The organism is Schaalia sp. Marseille-Q2122, assembly GCF_903645355.1.
In the GTDB taxonomy this organism is placed as follows: domain Bacteria; phylum Actinomycetota; class Actinomycetes; order Actinomycetales; family Actinomycetaceae; genus Pauljensenia.
On record NZ_CAHJXR010000003.1, the window covers coordinates 174,263 to 194,668 of the forward strand.

General features: G+C 58.9%; 12 protein-coding genes. 10 read left to right on the top strand and 2 right to left on the bottom strand.

Annotated elements, in window-relative coordinates; genetic code table 11:
* Positions 1-8: 8 nt before the first annotated feature.
* From HWX48_RS03265 to HWX48_RS03290, 6 genes are all read left to right on the top strand, one after another.
* A complete protein-coding gene (locus HWX48_RS03265; protein WP_175954617.1) occupies positions 9-3,908 on the top strand; it encodes a DNA-directed RNA polymerase subunit beta' in 3,900 nt (1,299 codons plus the stop codon).
* A 279-nt stretch (positions 3,909-4,187) separates the two neighbouring features.
* Positions 4,188-5,060 carry a class II fructose-bisphosphate aldolase gene (locus tag HWX48_RS03270; protein WP_217701578.1) on the top strand — a complete coding sequence of 291 codons (873 nt, stop codon included), beginning with the start codon at positions 4,188-4,190 and terminating at the stop codon, positions 5,058-5,060.
* Entirely contained in the window at positions 5,057-5,968 is a 912-nt protein-coding gene (locus HWX48_RS03275; protein WP_175954619.1) for an HAD-IA family hydrolase, read from the top strand. Before HWX48_RS03270 ends, HWX48_RS03275 begins: the two co-directional genes overlap by 4 nt.
* Positions 5,969-6,028: 60 nt before the next feature.
* Positions 6,029-7,375 (top strand): transaldolase family protein, encoded by a 1,347-nt coding sequence (locus HWX48_RS03280; RefSeq protein WP_175954621.1) that lies wholly within the window; start codon positions 6,029-6,031, stop codon positions 7,373-7,375.
* A gap of 162 nt (positions 7,376-7,537) precedes the next feature.
* A complete protein-coding gene (gene deoC, locus HWX48_RS03285; protein WP_175954623.1) occupies positions 7,538-8,233 on the top strand; it encodes a deoxyribose-phosphate aldolase in 696 nt (231 codons plus the stop codon).
* A gap of 18 nt (positions 8,234-8,251) precedes the next feature.
* The gene (locus HWX48_RS03290; protein ID WP_175954625.1) at positions 8,252-9,769 is read left to right on the top strand and encodes an FGGY-family carbohydrate kinase; all 1,518 of its coding nucleotides are present in this window, start codon (positions 8,252-8,254) and stop codon (positions 9,767-9,769) included.
* 74 nt (positions 9,770-9,843) lie between these two features.
* Here the strand turns inward: HWX48_RS03290 and HWX48_RS03295 are convergent, their stop codons facing one another.
* Positions 9,844-10,584 carry a GntR family transcriptional regulator gene (locus HWX48_RS03295; protein ID WP_254872937.1) on the bottom strand — a complete coding sequence of 247 codons (741 nt, stop codon included), beginning with the start codon at positions 10,582-10,584 and terminating at the stop codon, positions 9,844-9,846.
* Between the two features lie 325 nt (positions 10,585-10,909).
* Positions 10,910-14,815, bottom strand: a complete 3,906-nt coding sequence (locus HWX48_RS03300) for an alpha-L-fucosidase (RefSeq protein WP_175954629.1) — start codon at positions 14,813-14,815, stop codon at positions 10,910-10,912.
* Positions 14,816-15,292: 477 nt separating this feature from the next.
* Between HWX48_RS03300 and rpsL the strand changes: the two genes are divergently transcribed.
* From rpsL to tuf, 4 genes are all read left to right on the top strand, one after another.
* Positions 15,293-15,667, top strand: a complete 375-nt coding sequence (gene rpsL, locus HWX48_RS03305; protein WP_124869554.1) for a 30S ribosomal protein S12 — start codon at positions 15,293-15,295, stop codon at positions 15,665-15,667.
* On the top strand, positions 15,667-16,137 hold the full coding sequence (rpsG, locus tag HWX48_RS03310; protein ID WP_124869552.1) for a 30S ribosomal protein S7: 471 nt from the start codon (positions 15,667-15,669) through the stop codon (positions 16,135-16,137). The genes rpsL and rpsG overlap by 1 nt, the downstream gene beginning before the upstream one ends.
* Before the next feature lie 82 nt (positions 16,138-16,219).
* Complete coding sequence (fusA, locus tag HWX48_RS03315) at positions 16,220-18,343, top strand: elongation factor G (protein ID WP_175954631.1); 2,124 nt, start codon at positions 16,220-16,222, stop codon at positions 18,341-18,343.
* A 178-nt stretch (positions 18,344-18,521) separates the two neighbouring features.
* Entirely contained in the window at positions 18,522-19,712 is a 1,191-nt protein-coding gene (gene tuf / locus HWX48_RS03320; RefSeq protein WP_175954634.1) for an elongation factor Tu, read from the top strand.
* The last annotated feature ends 694 nt before the right edge of the window (positions 19,713-20,406 follow it).

Here is a 20,406-nt window from a genome sequence, read left to right on the forward strand (position 1 = left end):
CAAAGACTTTGCTGGACGCCAAGACGTTCGACTCCCTCCGGATCACCCTTGCGACCTCTGAGGACATCGCAGGCTGGTCTCACGGTGAGGTCAAGAAGCCTGAAACCATCAACTACCGTACGCTCAAGCCCGAGCGTGACGGCCTTTTCGGCGAGCAGATTTTCGGTCCCACCCGCGACTGGGAGTGTGCTTGCGGTAAGTACAAGCGTGTCCGCTACAAGGGCATTGTCTGTGAAAAGTGTGGCGTGGAGGTTACCCGCTCGAAGGTTCGCCGTGAGCGCATGGGTCACATTGACCTGGCTGCCCCCGTCACCCACATTTGGTACTTCAAGGGCGTGCCCTCTCGTCTGGGCTACGTGCTGAACCTGGCTCCGAAGGACCTGGAGAAGGTCATCTACTTCGCCGCCTACATGATCACCGAGGTTGACGAAAAGGGCCGCGACGAGGACCTCGCCGACCTGCGCGGTGAGCTTGAGGTGGAAAAGGGCCACCTTGAGAACCAGATGAACACCGCTTTGAACGCTCGCGCCGAGCGCGCCGAGGCAACCGTGGCCCAGCTTGAGGCCGAGGGTGCTAAGCCCGCTGAGCGCGAGAAGGAACGCAAGGCTGCTGAGCGTGAAATGGCTCAGATCCGCCGTCGTTTCGAAGCTGACATGGAGCACCTGGAGGCTGTGTGGGAGCGTTTCAAGGACCTCAAGGTCGGTGACCTTGAGGGCGATGAGCGCCTCTACCGTTCGATGATGCTGCGCTATGGCACCTACTTCAAGGGTGATATGGGCGCTGCCGCCATCCAGAAGCGCCTGCAGAACTTCGACATTGAGGGCGAGGTGGAGAACCTCCGCCGTGTGATTGCCTCCGAAACGGGCCCGCGTAAGACCCGCGCCATCAAGCGCCTCAAGGTCATTAACGCTTTCGTTGCTACCGGCAATGCGCCTGAGTCGATGGTTCTGACCACCATTCCGGTGATCCCGCCGGATCTGCGCCCCATGGTGCAGCTTGATGGTGGCCGCTTCGCGACCTCGGACCTCAACGACCTGTACCGTCGTGTCATCAACCGCAACACCCGCCTCAAGCGTCTGCTTGAGCTGGGCGCTCCTGAGATCATCGTCAACAACGAAAAGCGTATGCTCCAGGAGTCTGTGGACGCCCTCTTCGATAACGGCCGCCGCGGCCGCCCTGTCGCGGGCCCCGGTAACCGTCCCTTGAAGTCCATCTCGGACATGCTCAAGGGTAAGCAGGGTCGTTTCCGTCAGAACCTGCTGGGTAAGCGCGTTGACTACTCGGGCCGTTCGGTCATCGTGGTTGGTCCGCAGCTCAAGCTCCACCAGTGTGGTCTGCCCAAGCAGATGGCTCTGGAGCTCTTCAAGCCCTTCGTCATGAAGCGCCTCGTTGAGAAGAACTTCGCCCAGAACGTGAAGGCTGCTAAGCGTAAGGTTGAGCGCCAGCGTCCTGAGGTGTGGGACGTTCTTGACGATGTGATCCGCGAGCATCCTGTGCTGCTCAACCGTGCACCTACGCTGCACCGTCTGGGTATTCAGGCTTTCGAGCCTCAGCTCATTGAAGGTAAGGCCATCCAGCTTCACCCGCTGGTTTGTGCCGCTTTCAACGCCGACTTTGACGGTGACCAGATGGCAGTTCACCTGCCCCTGGGCGCTGAGGCTCAGGCTGAGGCCCGTATCCTCATGCTCTCGACCAATAACATTCTCAAGCCTTCCGATGGCCGACCCGTGGCAATGCCCTCGCAGGACATGATTATTGGTCTGTTCCACCTGACCTCTGAGCCTGATCCGACGGTTGAGGTTGAGGTTGACGCTGAGGGTAACGAGGTGATTCCTTCCTTCACCTCCGCCGCCGAGGCTCGTATGGCTTTCGATAATGGTGATCTGCACCTGAATGCCAAGGCTCGCATCCGCTTCACCGACATTGTTGCTCCTGAGGGCTGGGGAGCTCCGGAGGGGTGGGCTGAGGGCGATCCGATCACCCTGGTCACCTCCCTGGGCCGCACCATCTTCAACGAGACTTTGCCGATCGACTACCCCTACGTTAACGAGGTTGTCGGTAAGAAGCAGTTGGGGACGATTGTCAACAACTTGACTGAGCGTTACCCCAATGTTTTGGCCGCAGAATGCCTCGATGCTCTGAAGGCTGCCGGCTTCCACTGGGCGACGTGGTCGGGCATCACCATCGCCTTCTCGGACATTCAGGCCTCTCCCCGTAAGGAAGAGATTCTGGCTCGTTATGAGGATCGTGCTGCTGAGATTCAAGAGCAATTCGACATGGGTTTGATCGTTGAGCAGTCTCGCTACGACGAACTCGTGGATCTGTGGCTGAAGTGCACCGAAGAGGTCGCAGCCGACATGAAGGCGAATTTCGATGAGCGCAACACTGTGTTCCGCATGGTGTCCTCAGGTGCTCGTGGTAACTGGTCGCAGGTCCAGCAGCTGGCTGGTATGCGCGGCCTGGTGTCTGACCCGAAGCAGAAGCTCATCGAGCGTCCGATTAAGTCCAACTACCGTGAGGGCCTGACGGTTCTGGAGTACTTCATCGCGACCCACGGTGCCCGTAAGGGTCTGGCCGATACCGCTTTGCGTACGGCAGAGTCGGGTTACCTGACCCGTCGTCTGGTTGACGTGTCGCAGGATGTCATCGTCCGCGAGGCCGACTGTGGTACCCGCGGTGGTCTGAAGATTCAGATCGCTGAAAAGAACGAGGACGGCACCTGGGTTGCGTTGGAGACCAACGAAACCACGGCTTACGCTCGTACACTTTCGCGCGACGCTGTGGCTGAGGATGGCACTGTTGTTGCTCCTGCTGGCACCGACCTGGGCGACCAGCTCCTGGCTGAGCTTGTGGCTGCAGGTGTTGCTGAGGTTCACTGCCGTTCGGTCCTGACCTGTGAATCTCAGGTTGGCACCTGTGCCACCTGCTACGGCCGCTCTCTGGCAACCGGTAAGCAGGTTGACATCGGTGAGGCTGTTGGCATTATTGCTGCTCAGTCCATTGGTGAGCCTGGTACGCAGCTGACGATGCGTACCTTCCACACCGGTGGTGCTGCTTCGGCTGCTGACATCACCCAGGGTCTGCCGCGTGTGCAAGAGCTCTTCGAAGCCCGTACACCTAAGGCTGAGGCCAAGATGAACGAGGCCGCTGGCCGCGTCCACATTGACGATGATGATCCTGCAATCCGTCGCGTGGTGATTACCCGTGATGATGGTAAGGAGGATCTGGTCATTGAGGTGTCGCGCCGCCAGAAGCTGCTGGTTTCTGAGGGTGAGCACATTGAGGCGGGCACTCCGCTGACCGAAGGCCAGCTTGATCCCAAGGAAGTTCTGCGCATTATGGGCCGCAATGTGGCTCAGAAGCAGCTTGTGGACGAGGTGCAGAAGGTCTACCGCGATCAGGGTGTGGGTATCCACTCCAAGCACATTGAGGTGATCGTTCGCCAGATGCTGCGCAAGGTCACCATCCTTGAGCCTGGCGACACGAACTTCATGCCTGGTGAGCTGGTTGACCGTATGGCTTACCTGACGCAGAACCGTAAGGTTGCTGCTGAGGGTGGCCAGCCCGCTTCTGCACGTCAGATGCTCATGGGTATCACCAAGGCTTCGCTGGCTACCGATTCGTGGCTGTCTGCCGCGTCCTTCCAGGAGACCACGAAGGTTCTGACTGAGGCTGCGATGAACGGCAAGTCGGATGCTCTGCTGGGTCTGAAGGAGAATGTCATCCTCGGTAAGCTCATCCCGGCTGGTACGGGTCTGGCACGTTACAACCGCGTGCTGGTGGAGCCCACCGCTGAGGCGATGGCGAACTCTAACTACTCGGAGATGGACTTCCAGGATGGCGAGGTGTCCGAGGACTTCCTCAACGCCCTGGGCAGTATCGACTTCGGGATGCCTTTCCGTAGCTGAGGCTGAATAGGCTAAGGGGCGGGGTTCTCGTTACTCACCGTGTGTGAGGAGCGAGAACCCCGCCCCCTTTTTTTGCTTGTATTCCTGTTCTTGTTGTAAGAGTTGCTGATGTGTGAGGGCGATGGGCTGTCTGACAAAGGGCTGCCCAGCGTGAGCTTGCGTGGGGCGCTTTTCCTCCGTCGCCGTCTTACCGCATCGAAGCGCAGTCTGGTATAGACCAGTCTAGGGGATGGTGTTAGGATGAGGGCCACATCACTGCCGCCCTCTGCCCTTGGGAGAATGATGAAAGCCTCAACCCTGGATATCGTCACCGCAGCTCAAGAACAGGGCTACGCCGTTGGCGCCTTCAATGTCTTCGATGACCTGAGCCTGCGCGCTGTGGCCAGAGCCGCCCAGGAGCAGCGCTCCCCGGTAATCATCCAGATCTCCGTGCGCACCGCCAAAGCTATCGGGGCAGAACTCGTCGCGGACATGTTCTCCGCCGCAGCCACGAGCGTTGATGTGCCGCTTTCCCTTCATCTCGACCACTGCCCCGACCCCACCTATGCCATGGAGGTCATTGATGCCGGTTGGTCCTCGGTCCTCTTTGACGCCTCCAGCTACGACCTGCCACAAGCCCGCGAACTTACCGCCGCAGTCGCCGCCCACGCCCATCAGCGCGGCGCCCACGTCGAGTCCGAGATCGAAAACATCGTCGGCGTCGAGGACGGCGTCGGGAGCGACGTCATCGTCCATGCCTACAGCGACGAAGAACTCGTGACGGTCGCCCAGGAAACGGGCGTCGACATGATTGCCCCGCAGTTGGGTACGGCACACGGCCTCTATAAGGGGCGGCCCGCCCTCCTGCCTGAACGAGTACGCAGGCTGCGCACGATGACCAGCCTACCCATCGTCCTCCATGGCGGCACGGGGCTCAGCCCGGAGGACTTCGCCAGCTTCATCGCTGCCGGCGTCAGTAAGATCAACGTCTCGACCGCCCTGAAACATTCCTTCCTGGATGCACTGGTGGATGTCAGCGCTGAAGCGCGCGCCTACGGTCGCGTGGAACCCCTGCCGATCCTTGCCCAGATCGAACAGCGTGTGGCGGGGACCGTTGCCGAGCATCTTGCTCTTTTTGGAAGTTGCGGCGCGATTCCAGGGGGTGCGCAATGACCACGGTGCGGAAGCAGGCGCAGGTCCGCGCGCTCATCTTTGACTGTGATGGCGTCCTGGCTGACACCGAACGTGACGGACACCGCGTCGCCTTCAACGCGGCCTTCAGCGAGGCTGGCCTGCCCATTCACTGGGATGCAGGCTTTTACGGCGAGCTTGTCACGATTGGTGGGGGGAAAGAACGCATCGGTCATGTGCTTACCCCCGAGCTCCTGCGTGCGTCTGGGAAAAAAGGCGATCACGAGGGCGCCGCCAGCGCCAGGCCCTCCAGCGCCAGGCCCTCCAGCGCCAAGCCTGCCAGCGCCGGCGCAGTCACCAGCAGTGACCCCGCCGCCTCTGCCCTCGATCGTGACACCTTGATCCGCAGCCTCCACGCCCGCAAATCCCGCATCTTCCAAAACCTCGTCGCCGAGGGGAAGGTCCCGCCGCGCCCCGGTGTCGCCCGCCTCATTGACGAGGCCCTCGCCGTCGGCTGGCATGTCGCTGTTGCGTCGACCTCCGCTCAGGCGTCGGTAGAAGCTGTGCTCCGCACGGTCGTGGGTGTGGAAGTCGCCGAGCAGATCCCCGTATTCGCTGGCGACATTGTTCCCCGGAAGAAACCCGCTCCGGATATCTACCTTCATGCCCTCAACGCTTTGGGCATCGCCCCCGAGCACGCGATAGCTGTGGAGGATTCTGGCGTGGGCGCCCGAGCCGCCCTCGCTGCGGGCATGTCCTTGCTGGTCACGGTCGCCGGTTACACGCGCGAGGATGACTTCAGTGGCGCCCGCCTGGTTGTGGACAGCTTGGGGGAGGCCAACGCGCCCGCCCTCGTCCTTTCTGACCCGTATCAGCTGATGGCGGGCCGCGACATGGTGGATATGGGGGTGATTGCCGCCATTCACGCTCTGGCCCAGCAGCAGGAGTAATGCGCGAATGCGATGGGATGACGGCTGCGCAAAGGCGCGCGGCCGAAAGGAAGAACTCACATGCGTCTGACCACCACCCCCCAACCAGCCTCTCTGCGCCTCACCCTCAACGACCTTGCTCTTCCCGTGAAAACCGGGAAGGACACCATGGTCCACCGCGTGCTTGACACGCCCCTTGACCCCGAAACCTACGAGCTTTTCCGCCGTTACGCCACGGGTATCACCGTCGGTGCTGAACTCGAAAAGGTCGTCACCTACTTCGCCACCCCCGAGGGCCACACCCCGGCGGGCTTCCGCCGCACGCTCAGCCTCAACGGTGAGGGCATCGTGTGCGTGGACCTCGTGCGCGATATTAGCTGTGACGTTGACGGTACTGAGCGCCCCACGAAGGTGCTGTATTCGGCGGACTCAGCCAACCCTTATGAGGTCGCCCACGTCGCGCCCTTTGTCGCAAACCTGACCTGCAATCCCGGTATTATCTACGACCTCTTCCTCAATGACCCAACAGCTAATGTGGGCGGCCATTTCAAAGACCGTGACGAGGTCATGGCCGAGTTGGGGAGGGTCCTTGGCCCGGGGGCGGATATTTCCGTTGAGCTCAATAATCCCTTCGAGGCTGACTTCGGGGCAATCCTGGAAGAAGCCGAGCGTTTCCGTGAGATCCTCTCTCCCTGGCGCGTAGTCATTAAGGTCCCTCACACAGGGCCGGTGAATGCTGCCAATGTGGGTCAGCTCCTTGAGGGTGATAAGCGCTTGGATGTGCGCTACTCCCAGGGCACAACGGAGGACCGAATGCGCGGCCATCACCTGGCGCTCAAACTGCGTGAGGAGGGTTTCCGCGTGAACTTCACCCTCATGTTTGAGCCCTACCAGGCGCAGATGGCTCTGCAGGCCAGGCCCTACTTCATTAACGCCTTCGTCCGTCACCGGCGGATGCAGACCAGCCGCATGGCTGGGCTCATGCAGGCCTACGCGGTGACGGGAGATGACTCCTTCCTCAAGGATCTGCGCGCCTATATGGTGGCCAACGACTACCTGGCTTCCCACGAGGACACCCTGGAGTTGCACAGCGTGCGTGCCCTGGCTGAGTCGATCCTTCACATTCGTAGGGTTGACGAGGGTGACGCCGACGCTCCCCTTGTGGGGGATGGTTTGGATTCGGCGCGCCACTGTTTGCGCGTGCTCAGGCAGGCGAATCTGCCGGACACTCGCCTGATTATCTGTTCGATGGAGGGTGAGCTGAACTATCCCGACATTGACCGCCTCCTCGTTGAAGAGGAGTTTGCCGATATGGCTGGTCGTGTGGTGGTCACTGCTGAACCCCAATATCTGGCTCGTTTTACCTCGACGAACCAGGTCATTTCTTATCAACGTCGGTTTATGGCTGCCGCGCAGGGGCAGGCCTAAGCCGCATGATCCTGTGTTGGGCGCTGCCCCTGGGTGGCGCCCCCGCCAGGTGGAGGCTACGCGCCTACCACCTCACCTACTACGACAAGTGGAGTACCTACCCCGCTGCATGGCAATGAGGCTGCTCAGCGGGTCGACGGCAACGATGCCAGGAGGGACATCATGAATCTGACAGTTGAGGAATACGCTAAGCACTTCGATATGGCCTTGCACCTGCAAAGCAGCGTCGAAGATGATATCCGCCAGCATGCGCGCACCGCCCGCGAGGCGGGCGTGGCTGCTTGCTACACAAACTCCATGTGGACGCCGGTGGTGGCTGAAGAGCTGGCTGGTAGCGACGTGCGCGTCGGTACCGCGATCTCTTTCCCCTATGGCTGTACCTCCACCGCCATGAAATTCGCTGAGATCGACGAGGGCCTGGAGCTGGGCGCGACCGCAGTGGATATGGTGGTCAATATTGGTCGCCTCCGTGAGGGCGACAATGATTACGTGCGACGCGAGGTTGAAGGCCTCGTGGAGCGCACCTACGGGCGCGCCCTGTCGAAGGTCATCTTCGAGGTGTGCTTCCTCAATGACGAGGAGATCGCCCGCCTGACCCGGATCTGCTCGGACGCGGGGGTGGACTACGTCAAGACCGCCACCGGCTCTGAGGGCTTCCCCACCGAGGCGCAGGTGGCCATTATGCGCGCCAATATCACCAATCCCAATACGCGGCTGAAGGTGTCGGGCGTGCCGCGCACCTTCACGATGCCAGCGACCTTGTGGATGATCGAAAAACTAGGGGTTTCCCTTATTGGTACCCGCTCGGCGGCAAAGCTCGTCGCCCAGTATGCCGCCTACATCGGCGCCGACGACTAAGAAACGGAGGAATAGATCATGGCTGATTACCTTGTGGGCATCGATGCGGGCACCACGGGCTGCAAGAGCATTGTCTTTGACCTGGAAGGCAATGTCCTCGGGCAGGATTACCGCGAATACCCGTGCATTTACCCAGGTCCAGGTTTAGTGGAGCAACGATACGAGGACATTATTCCGCCTCTGGAGGAGTCCTGCCGCGTTGCGGTGGAGGCCTCAGGAGTGCCGCCGGAAGAAATCCGGGCGGTGGCGTTCTCCTCCCAGGCACCCCTCTTGGCCCTGGTTGACGAGGCCGGAGATCTCATCCGTCCCTTCCTGTCCTGGCAAGACCTGCGCGGCGCCCCCTACATTCCTCAGCTACGCGAGGCTTACGGGGCCGAACGTTTCTACCGAGAAACGGGCGACCCGCTGGGAACCAATAGCGCTGCGCCCAAGTGGGCGTGGCTGCGTGACAATGAGCCAGAAAACTGGGCGCGCACACGCTGGTTCCTCTCTGAGCAGGAATACTTGCTCAAGGAATGGGGCGCTGAAGGGTACTGGACGGATCTGTCCTCGGCCTCGCGTGAAGGCATGCTTGATGTTGACGCCCAGGAATGGTCCGCCCCGGTGCATGAGCTCATAGGGATTTCTCTGGACCAGCGTGCAACGATCGCACACGAACCCGGAAAGGTCGTAGGAACCATCGGACCTGACCTCGCTCGACGAACGGGCTTGGCCGAAGGAACGCTCCTGTGCGTGGGTGCCCACGACCAGAACTGTTCAACCTTTGGTGGTGGAGCTGTTCGCGGAGGGGACTGCGTGATGGTGATGGGCACCTTCGGATCGTGCTACGTCGTCATGGACGAACCCTTGCGCGACCCAGAACGCAAACTCGTCGTCAAACCCAACCACGGCGTTGGGAACTGGACGATCGAAGCCTTCTCCAACACGTCGGCCTCGTCCTTTAGGTGGTATCGCGATACCTTCTGCGCGGGCGAGCGTTTCGCCGGGGAGCTTTCCGGTCAAGACCCCTACGACCTCATCACCTCGCAGGTGGCGAAATCTCCGATTGGAGCCCACGGCGTGACTTTCCTGCCCTACCTGGGTGGAGTATCAGGAGCACGCCAAAACCCTCATGCGCGTGCTAATTTCAACGGAATGACACTGGCTACCACCAAAGCCGATGTCGCCCGAGCTGTGCTGGAGGGCATCTGCTTTGAGATGAAGGATATTCTCAATGCTCAGGCGGCAGCGGGTATTGAGGCTGAAACCATTCGCCTGGTGGGCGGGGCCGCGAAGTCCCCCTTCTGGTCGCAGATGCTTGCCGACATCTTCCAAAAACCCATTGAAGTGCTGCGCACCTCTGAGGCAGGATGCCTTGGGGCAGCGATGTACGCTGGCGTCGGTGCAGGCCTGTTCAGCTCCTGCCAGGAGGCAGCCGACCGTTCGGTAGCAGTAACAGGCCGCTACGATCCCGACCCGTCAACACAGCAGGCTTACGAGGACGCCTTCAAGCGTTTCGTCGATGTGTACGAGGCGTTGAATGGTCGCGTGTTCTAGGCGGCGAATTTGACTCCCCTCGCCTGCCCGCTAGGTGGTGTGTGCCGTCGGGCTGGTGGGGGAGGGGAGCACCCTCACGAAGAGGTGTAGTCGAAATGGAGGGTCACGCGGTCACCTCGGAAAAGGATCTTGGAGTACTCGAAGACAGTGCCTTCCGCATTACTCAGCTGATCTTTCAAGAGGAGCAAAGGAGCGCCAACCTTCAGGCCAAGTAGAGCAGCCTCCTCTTTTGTGGCGGCAGTAGCTTCAAGGAACTCTTTGGTGTGCGTTGCCCACTGGCCGTACTTACTTTCGAGAATGACACAGAGCTGTTCGGTGATGACGTCATCGTCTTCAAGGCCCGGTGCCAGGTGAAGGGGAATATAGGAGCGGTGCAAACTCACTGGTGATCCGTCAACCAGGCGACGGCGAAGGATCTCGCGAACAGGGGTGGCTGCATCAATACCAAGGACTTGCCGGATATCGGGTGAGGGAATCGTTGTGCGGATCTCGACTAATTCTGTGGTGGTATCAAAGCCCATTTCCTCCAGCTGCTCACGTACTCCCATATAGGCGGGGGAGCGGGCTTCAATGCGGCGCTCGGTGACGAAGGTGCCTTTGCCGGGAACGCGCTGGAGGACTCCGTCATTAACCAAACTTGTGATGACGCCGCGCACAGTCATGCGTGAAACACCTAGCTGTTGATGCAGAGCCAGCTCGGAAGGAATGCGTTCCCCTGGAGCCCAATCGCCACGAGCGATCGCTTGGCGGAGAAGATCCTCAATTTGAACGTAAAGGGGCACGGGAGAATTCCGGTCCAATGTGGGCGCTACCATGACTCTATTTTCCCGCGCTCGCGGGCTTCTCTCCCGTCGACATAGTTCCTTATGTACGAAATAGCGCTCTGCATCCCAAAGATTTCGTGCGTAAGAGAGTATTTCAGCGAGGCTAGCTGGGGTGAGAGTCTGGTGTCTAGCCTAACAAAGCTTGCAAGGTAACCCCTAAATTCTGAGGACCTACTCCTCGACTCGCTGATATGTGTCAATTACAGGCAAGATTTAGAGGTATCGAGCAATTGCTCCCTCGCCGTCGGAGACGTGAGAACATCCCGTCTCTGAAACGGTGAGGGAGCAATTGCGTCGACTCAGAGGAATCGGAATGTCACTCCTTCACTCGCTTGCGATGCGCGAGCACCGTGGTTCCACCGAGGAGGGAGATAAGCAGTGCGCTACCGAGGAGGGCGATGCCACTGGCTCCTGTAAAGGCCAATTGCGATGGGGAGGAGGACTTCTTCCCAGGCGCTGTCACCTTAGTGTTGGTCTTAGTGGAGGAGGGGCCATCATTGGGCGTACCGGCGGACGGTGTCTCCTGGTCCCGATCTGGTTTTGCTGTTTCCTTCACGAGGAAGTGAAGGGTGATTTCATTGAAATCACCGGTGGCAACAACACGGTGACGCCCGCGCTCAAAATCAGCAGGTACGGGCCACGTGATGCTGGCAATACCGTCAGCTCCGGCTTTCACAGTGCCAACACGGTGCGGTTCTGAATAGACAGTGAATGTCGCTTCCTTACCCTGCTCAAGCCCCTTGAGTGCGAAGGTAACATTCGTGCCGGGCTGAACCCTTGGAATGCCATCTTCATCGGCTACGACACCAGAAGTGATGCTGAGTGATGGCTTCAAAGGTAACGCGGGTTCGTTAGGATCGCCGGAGTCTGTAGGTTGCTCAGGTAACGACCATCCTTGGGCGCTGTAGCGGGCAAAATGTTCAGCTAAGGGCTTGCCGCCAACGGTGGGGGCAGTGCCTTCGCCCCAGGTCAGCAGTTCAACGGGGTCGTCTTGTGTGCCATACGCCCACACGGTGAGATTGGCGTCCGCACAGTCAACCCCTGCACGGAAGTGAAGGGTGGCACCCGGAGCAAGCTCTTGCTTTCTGAGTTGTTCAAGGGAGTTGAAGGGTGAGGTCTCCGTGCCAGTCCCAGCGCGCTCGGCAGCGCAGTTGATCCAGACGGCGTTCGGGAGTCCGGGATCGCTAGCCAGCGTCTCGTAGAGTTGGAAACTTGAGATCGTGTAGTCCGCTCGCGCGCTGGTTACGGTGATACGGAACTTTTGCGAGGTGATCCCAGTGTCGCCAGATCCAAGCTTAATAATGCGCTGTGAGCCTATGACACCGCTGGAGGCAATCTCGGTCCATTCACCGTCGAGCTCGGCATGCACAGTGAAGCTGCGGATTACCTGACCAGAGTTGAGAATGTCCTCACTGATACCTAGGCGATGAACGGTCTTTGGAACTCCGAGGTCGATCTCGAAAGGAGTCCTGTCATCACTTGGGCGCGTCACACCATCACGAACATTCCCGTTGGTGAGCTGATCCGTAGTGGTGTCGCCAATGGTTACAGGTAGTCCCAAGGCGTGATCGCGGGTGTACGCCTTGCGTCGCTCGGCGGCGAAGTTCTGAATCGCACTAACGGCGCTATCAGCGAATGAACCCGTGATAGTAGGAGGAACATTGAGGAGCATGACGGAGTTACGGCCGACTGTTTCCTCATAGTGACGCATGAGTTGTGCGGCACTCTTTGGGCGGTCAATGTTCACACCTTGAGCATTATGGTGGGCAAACCATCCTTGAGTGAGCTTCATATCGGCTTCTGCAGGCCACCAGTGCAGTTTATTGACGCCTCGGCCGCTGCGAGCTGCAGCAATAAGCTGTTCATCAGAACCAAGGTTTTGATTGAAAGGCCCTCCCGGCTGGAACAGGTTGATCTTGCCTGTGCCGGGATCGGTAATAGGCAGAGGAGACCACTCATTGTTACGTGCTTCTCCGCGTTCGTTACCAATCCAGCGGATATCACGACCGCCGACTGCGACGTTTGCTCCTGGTTGCAGTCTGTAAATCATGTCGTAGTAGGCGTCATAGTCATAGAGTTCAGGTCGTTCCGTATTGCCAGTGGCGCCGTCAAACCATACCTCGTGGATTTCGCCGTACTCTGTAAGAACTTCATAGAGTGTATTGAGGAAGAATGCCCCGTAGTCGGTGGCTTCGTATACGAAGACCTTATCCTCGGGGATCTTGCCAGCACGATCATCACCGTCTACCAAGGTGGGAATAGTGCGGGGGGATCGTGCTGAACCATTACCGTGCGTGCCGCCAATACGGGTTTCTTCATGGGAATCAGCAGGGGAGATGTACACGCCAACCTTCATGCCGTATTTGTGTGCGGCGTCAGTAAAATCGCGCAGAAGGTCCCCCTTGCCGTCCTTCCACGGAGAGGAGGCGACATCGTAATCGGAGTAGCGGGTCGGCCAGCTCATAAATCCATCGTGGTGCTTGAGGACCAGAATGGCGGTGCGATATCCGCTATCACGCAGAGTACGCACCCATGTGTCGGCATCTACCTCGCCCGTGGGATTGAACTCACTGGCAGGGACTCGCCCGTAACCCCATTCGATACCAATGTTCCCGTTGGAAGCCTTGGTGTAGGTGTTGATGCCGTAATGCATGAAGGCGGTCAAACCTTCTTCTTGCCACACGGCTTGTTTTTCTGTCGGACGGACGAGAGCCGCCTTCTTAAGGATATTGGCGCTGCAATCCTCTGCTGAGATATCGATATAGTTGCCAGGTTCGACATCACTGATATCGGCACATACCTCGGCAAGCTCTTGGAGGACAAAGTCGTTGGGGCGCAGAGGGCCATTGAGTAGCGAGAAACGGGATTCACCTATTGAGCCAACAAACCCTCGGGTGTTTGCTCCGGGATTGACTTCGTTGCCGAAGGCAGCGCTGCCAGCAACACTCTCGTTTTGGCGAGTGGGAAGATTGCCGCTGATGGGGGTGAGGGCGACACCATCAAGCCAAGCTGTTACGGTGACGGTACCGTTGTCTCCCGGGAAGTAGGCTAGAGAAAGTGTGTGCTCTTGATTAGCGCTGGGAATATCGGTCTCCGCAGTGAAATTAGGCCATGCGTTCTGGGATCGAGCAGCATACCCATAGCGGAGTTTGCCGCCCTGGTAGCGGGCAAAGAAATTACCGCCGACGCTGACGAGCGTCGCCATATCTGCCTGTGTACCTTGAGGGGTGAAGGTCGTCTCAACAATGAACCCCTTGGTGAGATCCTGGGCGCTTAAGGCATCAGTGGTGGGGGTAAAGATTACGGCATCAGTGTTTCCGGAAAAGGTGAGGGAACCATCACTGGCCGCAGCATTGCCCTTACGGGTCGCCGTACCTTCGACAAGCTCTGAATCTGCTCCCGCGTACGTGTCGTCCAGGGTGCCGACCCATGAAGTACGGAGGAGGTCTTCTGTGTTGGGCTGAGGTTGGAATTCAAACATCGCCCGTGTAGTGGGCTGATCAGCAGTTTCATGAACGCGAATTCTATGAAGTTCACCATTAAAACCGCGGTTACGAGCCTGTGGGTGGACGTCGTTACCGAATCCGAATAGCTTGGCACCTTCCGCAGCGATATTTGCGGCCGAGGGGCCTTCTACTGTAGGTAGCTCTACACCATCTAGCATGGCATTGAGGATGACAGCGCCGTCATCTTTGACTCGGTAGTGGGCGGAGAATACGTGTGGTTGGCCATTAGAAGGAGGAGTGACACCGCCGAGGTGCTTCACCCACCTTCCGGTGCCGTTGGTGTCCCAACCGTACTTCAACTGGTCGCCGTCATAGCGGACGGAGAAGTTTCCGCCGGCAGACATGAGAGTGGCAAGGGCGCCCTGTTCTCCCTTGGGGACGAAGATCGTTTCCATGACGAAACTCTTGGAAATGCGTTCCTGCCCAAGTGTGAGGTCACTTGCTGTGAAGCGCAAGCCTTGCTGTCCTCCCCCGAGAGACACGCCCGAGGAAATCTGAGATTCATTACCGGAGGCCCCTTGGAGGGTGCCGCGCATGATCTCACCTTCTGTCGTTGTGTACTGCTGAGTGCCGACTAACGAGCCGCCGAAGGCGACGTTAAGGGCGTCATTGTCAGCTGCGTGAGCGGCGGAGGTAGCGATGAGGGAAGTGGCTGTTAAGGCTGTCGTCGCAGTGACGGCGCACAACACTCTTGCAAGAACTGTGATGGATTTCATTGGATTGCCAAACCTCTCTGTATGGGATATCCACCTTGTTACGGTAGTCACTGAGAAGCGATGTGGGCAAATGTATCCCCGTGGATAAGACGCTCGTTGTTAACTGTTTGAAAATCTGCTGCGCGCGGGGGCTTGTGGCGAAGATAACCGTTGTTGTTGCGCCTTTGCCATTGTGAAAGGGGCGTGGTGATCGCTATCATTATTGACGGTATCTGGGGTTCTGCCCGGATTCCTCTTTGAGTCGCACTGCTCGCTCCTGCGTGCTGGTGCTGACCGCGGGCTCCCTTCCGTTGGAGCTCCGGGCGTCATTCTCTGACCCAAGTGGTTCTTCCACAGCGGTTATCATGGCGCGCCGGCCCCTGACGGACACCCGTGCGTCCGTAAAGGGGAAAACGGCAGACCCTGGCTGACTGACACCAGGGTCTTTTTTCATGCTCAGGCCGAAGAAGACCACCAACGGAAAAGACTGGAGTACCAGTGCCTACTATTCAGCAGCTCGTTCGCAAGGGACGCAGCTCCAAGCGCAGCAAGGTCAAGACCCCTGCGCTGAAGGGTTCTCCCCAGCGTCGCGGCGTGTGCACCCGCGTGTACACCACCACCCCTAAGAAGCCGAACTCGGCCCTCCGCAAGGTCGCTCGTGTTCGCCTCTCTTCCGGCATCGAAGTCACCGCTTACATCCCCGGTGAAGGCCACAACCTGCAGGAGCACTCGATCGTGCTCGTCCGCGGCGGTCGTGTGAAGGACCTCCCCGGTGTGCGTTACCGCATCATCCGCGGCTCGCTTGACACCCAGGGTGTCCGCGGCCGTCAGCAGGCTCGTTCCCGTTACGGCGCTAAGAAGGAGAAGAAGTAATGCCTCGTAAGGGCCCCGCTCCTAAGCGTCCCCTCGTTGACGATCCCGTATACGGCTCCAAGGTTGTCACCCAGCTCGTGAACCGCGTGCTCCTCGACGGTAAGAAGACCGTTGCTGAGCGCATCGTGTACTCGGCTCTGGAGTCCGTGCGCGAACGCACCGACCAGGATCCCGTAACCGTGCTCAAGCGCGCTCTGGACAACATCCGTCCCGCCCTTGAGGTGCGTTCCCGCCGTGTTGGCGGCGCCACCTACCAGGTGCCGGTTGAGGTCCGCGCTTCCCGCGCAACCACCCTCGCCCTTCGTTGGCTCGTCGACTTCTCGCGTCAGCGTCGCGAGAAGACCATGACCGAGCGTCTGGCGAACGAGATCCTCGACGCTTCCAACGGTCTTGGTGCCGCTGTGAAGCGCCGCGAGGACATGCACAAGATGGCCGAGTCGAACCGCGCGTTCGCTCACTACCGCTGGTGATTTCCAGGAACGACGAGGGCCCCCGGGCTCTCGTCGTTCCCTCCACCAGCCACTCACGACACTTCGAGCGAAGGACATTTCAGTGGCACTTGACGTGCTGACCGACCTCAACAAGGTCCGCAACATCGGCATCATGGCACACATCGATGCTGGCAAGACCACCGTGACGGAACGCATCCTGTTCTACACGGGCATCAACTACAAGCTGGGCGAAACCCACGACGGCGCTTCGACCACCGACTGGATGGAGCAGGAAAAGGAACGTGGTATCACCATCACGTCCGCAGCTGTGACCTCCTTCTGGAACGGTAACCAGATCAACGTTATCGACACCCCCGGCCACGTTGACTTCACCGTCGAGGTTGAGCGCTCCCTGCGCGTCCTCGACGGCGCCGTCGCTGTGTTCGACGGTAAGGAAGGCGTTGAGCCTCAGTCCGAGACCGTGTGGCGTCAGGCCGACAAGTACGAGGTCCCCCGTATCTGCTTCATCAACAAGATGGACAAGATGGGTGCCGACTTCTACTTCTCGGTTCAGACCATCAAGGATCGCCTCCACGCAACCCCCATCGTCATGCACCTGCCTATCGGTGCTGAGAACGAGTACGAGGGCTCCATTGACCTCGTGACCATGGAGTCCGTGCGTTACCCCGCCAAGGACGAAAATGGTCAGCCCACCATGGGTTCGCTCATCGTTCGTGGCCCCATCCCGGAAGAACTCCAGGAAAAGGCCGAAGAGTACCGCGACATGCTCATGGAAGCTGCCGCTGAAGGCTCCGACGAACTCACCGAGGCTTACCTGGAGAACGGTGAACTCACCGTTGAGCAGATCAAGGCTGGCGTGCGCGCCCTGACCATCTCCGGTCGCGCATTCCCCGTCTACTGCGGTACCGCTCTGAAGAACATGGGTGTTCAGCCCGTGCTCGACGCCGTTGTGGACTTCCTCCCCTCGCCCCTCGATATCGCTGCCGTTGAGGGCTTCAAGCCCGGCAATGAAGAAGAGGGCAACACCGAGGTTCGTAAGGCCTCCGAGGACGAGCCCTTCTCTGCACTCGCATTCAAGGTTGCAGCTCACCCCTTCTACGGCAAGCTCACCTTCATCCGCGTGTACTCGGGCAAGGTTGAGGCTGGCGCTCAGGTTGCTAACTCCACCAAGGGCAAGAAGGAGCGCATCGGTAAGATCTTCCAGATGCACTCCAACAAGGAAAACCCGGTGGACGTCGCACACGCAGGTCACATCTACGCTGTGATCGGCCTGAAGGACACCACCACCGGTGACACCCTGTGCGCCATGGACAAGCAGATCGTGCTTGAGTCCATGACCTTCCCCAAGCCTGTTATCCACGTCGCCATCGAGCCCAAGTCGAAGGCCGACCAGGAGAAGCTGGGTACCGCTATTCAGAAGCTTGCTGAAGAAGACCCGACCTTCTCGGTCGAGCTTGACCCCGAGACCGGCCAGACCGTTATCGGTGGTATGGGTGAGCTTCACCTCGACATTCTCGTTGACCGTATGCGTCGCGAGTTCAAGGTTGAGGCTAACGTTGGCAAGCCCCAGGTTGCTTACCGCGAAACCATCCGCAAGGCGGTTGAGAAGCACGAATACACGCACAAGAAGCAGACCGGTGGTTCGGGTCAGTTCGCCCGCGTCATCATTGCTCTTGAGCCTATCGAGGCTGACGCGGAGAAGGATTACGAATTCGAAGATCGCGTGACCGGTGGTCGCGTGCCTCGCGAATACATTCCTTCGGTTGACCAGGGCATCCAGGCCGCAATGGAGACCGGCGTTCTGGCTGGCTACCCGATGGTTGGCGTGAAGGCCATCCTGCTTGACGGTGCCTACCACGACGTTGACTCCTCCGAAATGGCCTTCAAGATCGCCGGCACCATGGCAATGAAGGAAGCTGCTAAGAAGGCTTCTGCCGTTCTGCTTGAGCCGATCATGGACGTCGAGGTTCGTACGCCTGAAGAGTACATGGGCGACGTTATCGGCGACCTGAACTCTCGTCGTGGTGCCATCCAGTCCATGGATGAGCAGCACGGTGTGCGCGTTGTTCGCGCACACGTCCCGCTGTCGGAAATGTTCGGCTACGTTGGCGACTTGCGTTCCAAGACGCAGGGCCGCGCCGTGTACTCGATGCAGTTCGATAGCTACGCCGAGGTCCCCCGGAATGTTGCCGAGGAGATCATCGGAAAGTCTCGGGGCGAGTGAGTCCCACAGGGGAGTGACGTTTTGGCCCGTTCAGCGATCTTTCGAGGTTGTCTCGGGCGGGCCAAAATGTGGCACCCCACACCAACTGAAAATCCCTGTAGGATCTCACGCCCTGTAGGTGTTAAAGTACACCTAGCCATAGGCTTGAAAGATCTACCCGAGTCCAGGAGGACACCAAGTGGCAAAGGCCAAGTTCGAGCGCACCAAGCCGCACGTCAACATCGGTACCATCGGTCACGTTGACCACGGCAAGACCACCCTGACCGCAGCTATCACCAAGGTGCTGCACGACAAGTACCCGGATCTGAACGAGTTCACCCCGTTCGATCAGGTCGACAACGCTCCTGAAGAGCGCGACCGTGGTATCACCATCAACGTTTCCCACGTTGAGTACCAGACTGAAGAGCGTCACTACGCTCACGTTGACGCTCCCGGCCACGCCGACTACGTCAAGAACATGATCACCGGTGCTGCCCAGATGGACGGCGCTATCCTCGTGGTTGCCGCCACTGACGGCCCCATGGCCCAGACCCGCGAGCACGTTCTGCTTGCTCGTCAGGTTGGCGTTCCCACCATCCTCGTTGCACTGAACAAGTCCGACGCTGTTGACGATCCCGACATGCTCGAGCTCGTTGAAGAAGAGTGCCGCGACCTGCTCAACTCCCAGGGCTTCGATGGCGACAACGCTCCCATCGTTCAGGTTTCCGCTCTCAAGGCTCTTGAAGGCGATCCCGAGTGGGCAGCCAAGGTTGCTGAGCTCATGGAGGCTGTGGACTCCTACGTCCCCACCCCCGAGCGTGACATGGACAAGCCCTTCCTCATGCCTATTGAGGACGTCTTCACCATCACCGGCCGCGGCACCGTTGTGACCGGTCGTGTTGAGCGTGGCAAGCTGCCGATCAACTCCGAAGTTGAAATCCTCGGCATCCGCGAGCCTCAGAAGACCACCGTTACCGGTATCGAGATGTTCCACAAGCAGATGGACGAGGCATGGGCAGGCGAGAACTGTGGTCTGCTCCTGCGCGGCACCAAGCGTGACGAGGTTGAGCGTGGTCAGGTTGTGGCCGTTCCCGGCTCCATCACCCCCCACACCAACTTCACCGGCCAGGTGTACATCCTGAAGAAGGAAGAGGGCGGCCGCCACAACCCCTTCTTCACCAACTACCGTCCTCAGTTCTACTTCCGTACCACTGACGTGACCGGTATCATCACCCTCCCCGAGGGCACCGACATGGTCATGCCCGGTGACACCACCGAGATCTCCGTTGAGCTCATCCAGCCCATCGCTATGGAGCCCGGTCTCGGCTTCGCTATCCGTGAGGGTGGCCGCACCGTTGGCTCCGGGCGCGTCACCGAGATCACCAAGTGATTCTCTCCCTCTGCAGCGTAGAGCTGTTGTGAGGGAATAGTTCGGAGGGGTTATCCCCCATGAGGGTCCGCCGTGGATGCTATCCACGGCGGACCCTCTTTCTATGTCCTGCCGGTGATTTACTCAAGGTGCGCAAAAGAGCCGCCCGAATGGACGTGACCCCGTGAGCTGCCTAGTTTGTCCCGTTGAACTGATAGCTCGTATTACGCAAGGGGTTAAGGAGCAGTTTTACGAGAGGGTAGTGCCTCGTTGCATTGAAGTGCGTGGATATACCTGCGATGTTGATCCTCGCGAGCGTGCGCCCGCTGTTGCTGCCGTTGACATGGCGTGCTGGGGGAAGGGTAGGGCAGGTCAATTAGGAAAACATAAATTTTTCCTATTGTGGGGCGACCGGGGGTATAAGGTGCCGTGGTGTCTACTTTGCCACAGTGGTTGCGCGACATTACTGAAACTGTGAAAATACGGTGATACACCTGGGAAAACGCTGAGTTAGTAAAGGTGTTTAAGGAATAATTTTATGCCTGTGGCATTCATCTATACGATTTAGCTTTATATTGTGCTCAAATTGTGGCTACATAGATGCATTGATGTTTGCCTAAGCGTGATCGGCATTTGGTGTTGGTGCATTAATCGCAGACACTCCGAACAATGTCATTTGTGGGCTGAATGAGGGATACGAAGATGCGCGAAATGC

What these genes read in the sequence shown, in the direction of transcription:
- HWX48_RS03295 (WP_254872937.1), bottom strand. Translation starts at nt 10,584, where the DNA reads ATGGTAGCGCCCACATTGGACCGGAATTCTCCCGTGCCCCTTTACGTT.
- HWX48_RS03300 (WP_175954629.1), bottom strand. Translation starts at nt 14,815, where the DNA reads ATGAAATCCATCACAGTTCTTGCAAGAGTGTTGTGCGCCGTCACTGCG.
- rpsG (WP_124869552.1), top strand. Translation starts at nt 15,667, where the DNA reads ATGCCTCGTAAGGGCCCCGCTCCTAAGCGTCCCCTCGTTGACGATCCC.
- HWX48_RS03290 (WP_175954625.1), top strand. Translation starts at nt 8,252, where the DNA reads ATGGCTGATTACCTTGTGGGCATCGATGCGGGCACCACGGGCTGCAAG.
- HWX48_RS03270 (WP_217701578.1), top strand. Translation starts at nt 4,188, where the DNA reads ATGATGAAAGCCTCAACCCTGGATATCGTCACCGCAGCTCAAGAACAG.
- HWX48_RS03275 (WP_175954619.1), top strand. Translation starts at nt 5,057, where the DNA reads ATGACCACGGTGCGGAAGCAGGCGCAGGTCCGCGCGCTCATCTTTGAC.
- HWX48_RS03280 (WP_175954621.1), top strand. Translation starts at nt 6,029, where the DNA reads ATGCGTCTGACCACCACCCCCCAACCAGCCTCTCTGCGCCTCACCCTC.
- deoC (WP_175954623.1), top strand. Translation starts at nt 7,538, where the DNA reads ATGAATCTGACAGTTGAGGAATACGCTAAGCACTTCGATATGGCCTTG.